This window comes from Aquibacillus albus, assembly GCF_016908325.1.
Classification (GTDB): Bacteria; Bacillota; Bacilli; order Bacillales; family Amphibacillaceae; genus Aquibacillus_A; species Aquibacillus_A albus.
The window spans coordinates 1-6,508 of record NZ_JAFBDR010000047.1 but is presented as its reverse complement, the minus strand read 5'-3'; the positions used below and the strand labels follow the sequence as shown (position 1 = coordinate 6,508).

5 protein-coding genes are annotated in these 6,508 nt (G+C 37.9%); all 5 read right to left on the bottom strand.

Features of this window, described 5'->3' with window-relative positions; genetic code table 11:
• Positions 1–123: 123 nt before the first annotated feature.
• Positions 124–1,254 (bottom strand): CAP domain-containing protein, encoded by a 1,131-nt coding sequence (locus tag JOC48_RS21040; RefSeq protein ID WP_204502369.1) that lies wholly within the window; start codon positions 1,252–1,254, stop codon positions 124–126.
• A gap of 314 nt (positions 1,255–1,568) precedes the next feature.
• A complete protein-coding gene (locus JOC48_RS21035) occupies positions 1,569–1,751 on the bottom strand; it encodes a hypothetical protein (protein ID WP_204502367.1) in 183 nt (60 codons plus the stop codon).
• 133 nt (positions 1,752–1,884) lie between these two features.
• Positions 1,885–4,155 (bottom strand): transglutaminase-like domain-containing protein, encoded by a 2,271-nt coding sequence (locus JOC48_RS21030; RefSeq protein ID WP_204502364.1) that lies wholly within the window; start codon positions 4,153–4,155, stop codon positions 1,885–1,887.
• A gap of 2 nt (positions 4,156–4,157) precedes the next feature.
• Positions 4,158–5,414, bottom strand: coding sequence for a DUF58 domain-containing protein (locus JOC48_RS21025; RefSeq protein ID WP_204502361.1), 1,257 nt, complete (start codon positions 5,412–5,414; stop codon positions 4,158–4,160).
• On the bottom strand, positions 5,389–6,339 hold the full coding sequence (locus JOC48_RS21020) for an AAA family ATPase (protein ID WP_204502359.1): 951 nt from the start codon (positions 6,337–6,339) through the stop codon (positions 5,389–5,391). Before JOC48_RS21020 ends, JOC48_RS21025 begins: the two co-directional genes overlap by 26 nt.
• Positions 6,340–6,508 lie beyond the last annotated feature (169 nt).

Here is a 6,508-nt window from a genome sequence, read left to right as displayed (position 1 = left end):
GTCAACTCTATTATACCAAATGTTGGGGGATTTTCTTTTTCTTTTTGTATTTTTATCATTTTACATATTTTAGGAAACGTTTTTCAGTAGTCTCGGACAAGGAACCTGTCCCTCTGTCCCATTCTATTTAGTCAAAAACTTTTCTGTATAATATGGTTGCGCCTCTGTGTTAAAAGCAACACCAATACCGAGTAGCTCATAATCTGGTTTTAATATGTTTTCCCGGTGACCGAGAGAGTTCATTAAACCTTCATGAGCGAAAATGCTACTTGGTTGACCGGCTGCAAGGTTTTCCCCAGCCATTCGATAGGTAATACCATCTTCGGTTAATCGATCAAACGGGGATTGTCCTTCCAGGTTCGTGTGGCTGAAATAGTTATTGTCAGCCATATCTTTGCTGTGATCGTGAGCAGTCTTTCTTACTGATTCCTCCCAGGTTAAAACGGAAAGACCGTGGTTGACTCTTGCAGCATTAGTTAGATCGAATAATTGATATTCGAACCCTTCTTTTAATTCATCACTTGGCTCAGCAAAGTAATTTTGTTTTTGTTGTTCGAGATCTGTACTAATGATCTGGATTGCTGTGATTGTATTGTCTTCATGCTTATCATAAAAGATCGTTACATAATTGTTATCGATAAGAAACATATGATACTCTTCGTTGTTTTGAGTTTGATAATGTACGAACCCTTTTCGTATGCCTTTAATTGGCTCTCCTAACTGAGATAAAACGTTCTCTTTTGAACTTTCAAAGGTGATTTCTTGTGTCGACATTAGTAAGTCCTGATTTGTGTATAATCCAACGACTTGATTTTGCTCATTATAAGCAGCCATGAAAAAGTTTTGATAATTTTCATGATAGGTAACCCAATCGACCCTGTAATCATTCAAAGACGAACGTTCATGAGTCCCTACTTGCTGTTCCACTTCTGAACGGTAGTCGCCAATTTCGACATTATGAATGGAAAAGGATTGTTCAGACGGAGCATCTAGTTGTGGTTTTTCAGGAACAGGTTGATTTGGTTGTTCGTCAATCTGGTTATTTTCTGTAAATTTACCAACTAACAGCTGAATCTCTTGGTTTAACGTATCTATGATAGCTATTACTTTTGGATTCTCTTTTATTTCATTCACATCGGAGCGAATTTCTTCAACAACGCCTTGCACACCAAAACGATTGTACGTCTCTCCATAAAGATGCCAAAGTGCACCAGCGATAAGTAATAAAGCAATGATATTTCTAACTTTCGGCAAAATCCCACTCCTGACTTGGTTGGGACAGAGGGACAGGTCCCGTGTCCCTTCACGCACATCCCATATTTACATCTTTATTGTAGCAAGTTTTCATGACTAGAAACAATAAGAGTAAGGACCTTATTTTTCCAATTAGTGATATTATTTACAGAATTTTTAAACTATATAAGTTAAAGTGAGTTAGTCAATGCATCGGTATTAGACTATATTTTATGTACTAAATCAAAAGAGAAAATAGGGGGGAAGGAATCTTATCTGACTTTGATGTGCTAAAGAAGAGGGACAAGGGGGACAGGGACAAGGCCTGTCCCTATTTATTGATTATTACGTTTTTTGTTGCGATTGTTGTTTGTTGCATTGTCTATAGCGTTAGTAGTTGCATCTACAGCATCCATAGCGGCATCCTCAGTTGTTTCTAACGCGCTATGGATAGTGTGGAAAGCAGCTCCTGCGGTGTCTTTAATGTTTTCTGCTGTTTTATTTTTCTTCTTTGTCATAACAAACACCTCCTAGATAATAATAGGTTATGGAATAAGGAAGTATTTATTCGATTTAAAAAATTGAATGGGACAGAGGGACAGGTTCCTTGTCCCATAACACCTGGGACAAGGAACCTGTCCCTCTGTCCCTCTACATTATATTTCTAATTTCGGTTATTTTTTCTTGGATAAGTATGAGTTCGTTTTCGGTCATGTTTTCAGGGCCGTATTTTGCTTTTTCAAAAAGGGTGACAACTATTTTTAAATTCTTTTCCAATTGTATATTTTGGTTGGTCCATCGTGTAAATGTTTCCTGTAGCGTTTCACTGTTAAGGCTATCATATTCCCGCCGTTTCCCAAAATGAAGTAGGCGTTCCACTTCGAGAATGATTTTTTCGTTCACAGTTTTTCCACTTCGCTTTTTCCAAATATGCCAATAAATCTCATGTTTATGTCCCCATAGCAGTATCAAAGATGTACTTGCAATGATCACCACACCGATTGCAATAAGAATGGTCTGCCCATTTATTTTGATAGACAAATTTTTCTTTTGTTCTTCTTCAGCAGATTCGATTTCGTTCTGATTTGACAAGGGAGCTTCTGTTTCCTCTTGAACTTCTAATGTCGGTTGGGAAAATGTAGCAGTTGGTTCAAAAGGGATCCAGCCATAGCCCGGGAAATAAACTTCCACCCAAGAATGAGCGTTTGCGTTACGGATTTCAAAAACACCTGGTGCCAATGGATCCATTTCGTCTAGATAGTATTGATTTACTTCATGGATTCGATTACCGTGCGTATAACCTTTCACCCATCGAGCAGGAATACCGAGTGTTCTAGTTAAGACAACCATTGACGTCGAAAAATAATCACAGTATCCTTCTTTTACCTCAAATAAAAATCGATCGACAAAATCATCACTTTCCCCTAAGCTTTCGTTTGGCTCTGTCGTATAGGTATATGTCTCCTTTAGGTAGGATTCAATTGCTTTCACTTGATCATACGTATTCGTTTGTTCTGCGACAATCTCTTCGGAGAGCTCCGAAATTCTTTTTGGTAGTTCATTAGGTAATTGTAGATATTTTTCCCAAAAGTCATCATTTCTGTCTATCGAAGGTGCTTCTCTTAACCCTTCTTCATCAAGTAGCGGTACTTCTGAAATCACTTGATATTCTCTAGGAAACATTCTTGATGCATCGAAATAATATAACTCTGCTACAGTCGGTAACCAAAGTAGTGAGGATTGAAGCCCCTGGTCCTCCTTTAGAGATTGATAGATGGCAGACTCATATGTTACCTCTTCCTCCCGTTCGATTTGATCAAGAATTGCAACTGATTCCATTCTATAGGACCCAAGTAACACATTGCCTGAGTAAGCGGCTTTTTCTGAAAATGTAATCGTTTGTTTAACTTCTTTTGTTTGTAATAAAGAACGATCGACAGGAGAACTACCTCTTTGTCTCAATACTTCCTCATCCGCTATGGAGAGCAACTGATGATCTTCGAGACGATCGTCTACATTCCCTTTTTCCCAGCCGTTTCCATTATAAAAATAACGCGTTTCCCCTCGATAATAAGTAGGAAGGGAAGTATCTACTGTCATGACAGGGGAATAATCATAATCAAATGCACCTCCTAATTGGCTATCGTCACGACTATATCCGGAACGACTATCTCCAGATAGACGATCATAAGAAGATGATCCATCCGTATAACGGGAAACAGCAGCTTCTTCCCCTTGATAATTTTTCCAAGCAGTGTATGGATCTGTCAGCAATGGACGAATATCCTCTGGGGTGAAAGCACTTGTCAGGATAATTACTGAAAAAAATATAACTATTGTTCCAATAACAGTTCCGGGATAATCCATTAAGTGCTCCCATCCTTCAGCGCTTTTCTTTCTGAGCGCTTTAAAATGGTGTATAACAAGAAGCGAGAGACTAGCAGTAACCATAATTGTCACATCGCTCCACAATTCAAGAAACGTAAAAGTGTCATAAATGGATAAGCTAATCGTACTAATTAAAATAGTTGCCAGTACTCTCCATTTTGATGCAAACCATCGAATCATAAATAGATAGATTAACCATGAACTTATTGTAATCATTAAAATAGGAATGAAATTTTCTAATTGCAATAGATTCCACAGGCTCTCCAGAATCATTGCCAATGTGTACTCCTCTGGACGAATGTACTTCCAATTCAGCAAAATAAGGATGATTAGGAAAATAAGCAGTTCCATTGTCCAGCGAAACCACTTGTTAAATGAAAAAAACATTTCGATTACACAAGTGATGATCAAAACGAGGGTAATCAGCCGAATCGCTTCTGGTAGCAAATGAGTAGACAACCATGTTAAAAAGGAATACAGGAAAACACCCGTAAATAAAATCTGACAACGCATTAGCCAATCGACTTTTTTCAAGCTTAATCACCCCCAAGTACTGCTGGTAATGCTTCTAAAGAACGGACCGGATAATATCGGATCCGTTCCTTTTTTAATTGATTTTCCCATAGTTCTGTTTCTGGCATATCTTTTGACGATAGAAAAATATGACATGGATGCAGCTGTATTTTTTTTAAGCCTTGCAAGCGTTGAAATAAAGAGTCACTAGCTTCAGGAGTAATGACTATAACAAGACTGCCTTGCAATTGTTTTAATTTTTGATTAAGAAGTACTTCCTCAATTGGGATTTCTCCGTTCTTATCAACATGAAGTAAGTGCTCTTCCAAGCGATGACTATAGGTTACACCTGGTCTTGGTTCATAAAACCGGATTTGTTTTCCAGGTAAAAACAGACCAACAGGTATCTGATGATTTCGAATATATCGAATGATGGAGGCAGCTGTTGATACAGCTAATTCAAACTGTTCCTCATCATGATAGGAAGCGTAATATTGATCAATCAAAATTAGAATATTCGGTACGGATTCTCTAATAAATTCCTTTGCTTTTAAATCTCCTGTTTTAGCAGATGCATTCCAGTGAATAATCGACAATCGGTCACCATGAACGTAGTCACGTATTCCATCCATTTCGATAGTCTCCTTCTGGTACTTAGAAGCGGACGTTTGACGAATCGCTTTTCGAAACGAGGATACGTAAGGCCAGTTGTCTATATGCACTGTTCGTGGATAGACGTTAAAGGATAAAGGTAGCTGGAGAGAGCTTTTATGTTCAAATAAATTTAACAAATCTCCAGTGCTGCATTCTGTTTCCTCAAACGTATAGCTTCCACGCTTCAAATTAGGAATCGAATAAGCAATATCCCCACACCGATAAAAATTTGGAACAAAGGATGATTCATAGATTTGCGTACCAAATTTGTGGTGGGTTAATCGTTCTTTAATCAATACATAGAGAATAGGCCAAAATCCAGGAATCCGGAATGTTGTTTTTATATGATAGAAATCACCTGCTTCCAATCGTTTTGGAAGCTTTGATATCCTATCGCCCGTAATAGTATGTATTCCACTACACTTGGCTAATAAAAGCTGATAGGTAGAGATCATCGTTATGATGACAAACAGGATAAATGCTAGCTTACCACCAGAAAACAAAAGATAGAGTAGGCTACTTACCCAAACAATGATAACTCCGCAAACTAATGGCCCTTGGTCCTTGGGCATTAATTGCTTGATCGCTTGTAGCATGACATCACTTCTCCAATCTTTTCGGAACATGAACACCATCGACAATAGATTGCATAATGTTATCGACTGTGTCGCCACGCATCTGTGCTTCCGTGTGTAGAATGATTCGGTGATTAAAAACATAAGGGATCAAAAACTTTACATCATCAGGTGTAGCAAAATCCCTTTGATTAATGAGAGCCAATCCTTTAACTGCTTGGATTAATGCGAGTGTTCCCCGTGGACTTACCCCTAAAAATATAGAGTCGTGATTTCTTGTTGCTTCAACAATCGATAAAATATAATCGACAACACTTTCAGCAACATGAGTAGATTGTATGTACTGTTGTATAGATTCAATCGTGGACATATCTGTAACAGGGGATATCTCGTCTATTGGTCGTTTCATTCCTTGAGATAACAGTAACTTTTTTTCTGTTTGCCTTTCCGGATAATCTAGATGTAGTTTCATCATAAAGCGGTCTAACTGCGCTTCTGGTAAAAGGTATGTCCCTTCAAATTCAATTGGATTTTGTGTTGCCATCACAAAGAAGGGCTGAGGTAAGGCATGTATCTTTCCATCAACCGTTACCTGCTTTTCTTCCATTGCCTCCAGTAAAGCAGATTGTGTTTTCGTAGATGCACGATTAATTTCATCTACTAATAGTATATTTGTTAAGATGGGACCTGGCGTAAAAACAAATCGCTCATCTTTTGGGTGATAAATGGAAAACCCTGTAATATCTGTTGGTAACAAGTCAGGATTACATTGAACCCGTCTAAAATCACTTTGAATCGTTTTGGCTAATGCTTTTATGAGCATAGTTTTACCAGTGCCCGGAACCCCTTCAATTAACACATGTCCGCCAGCCAAGAGAGCAGTCATCAAAAGCTTGACCTCATTAGATTTCCCTAAAATACAGCTAGCTATATTTTCCTCTATATTATTCAATAGTTTGGCGTGATTATTTTCCATTAAATCCAGACCTCCTTATTCTATTAGTTCTTCAAAAATATTGAAAACCCTTTCTTGGGACAAGGGGACAGGTTGAGACTACTGAAAAACGTTTCCTAAAATATGTAAAATGATAAAAATACAAAAAGAAAAAGAAAATCCCCCAACATTTGGTATAATAGAGTTGACA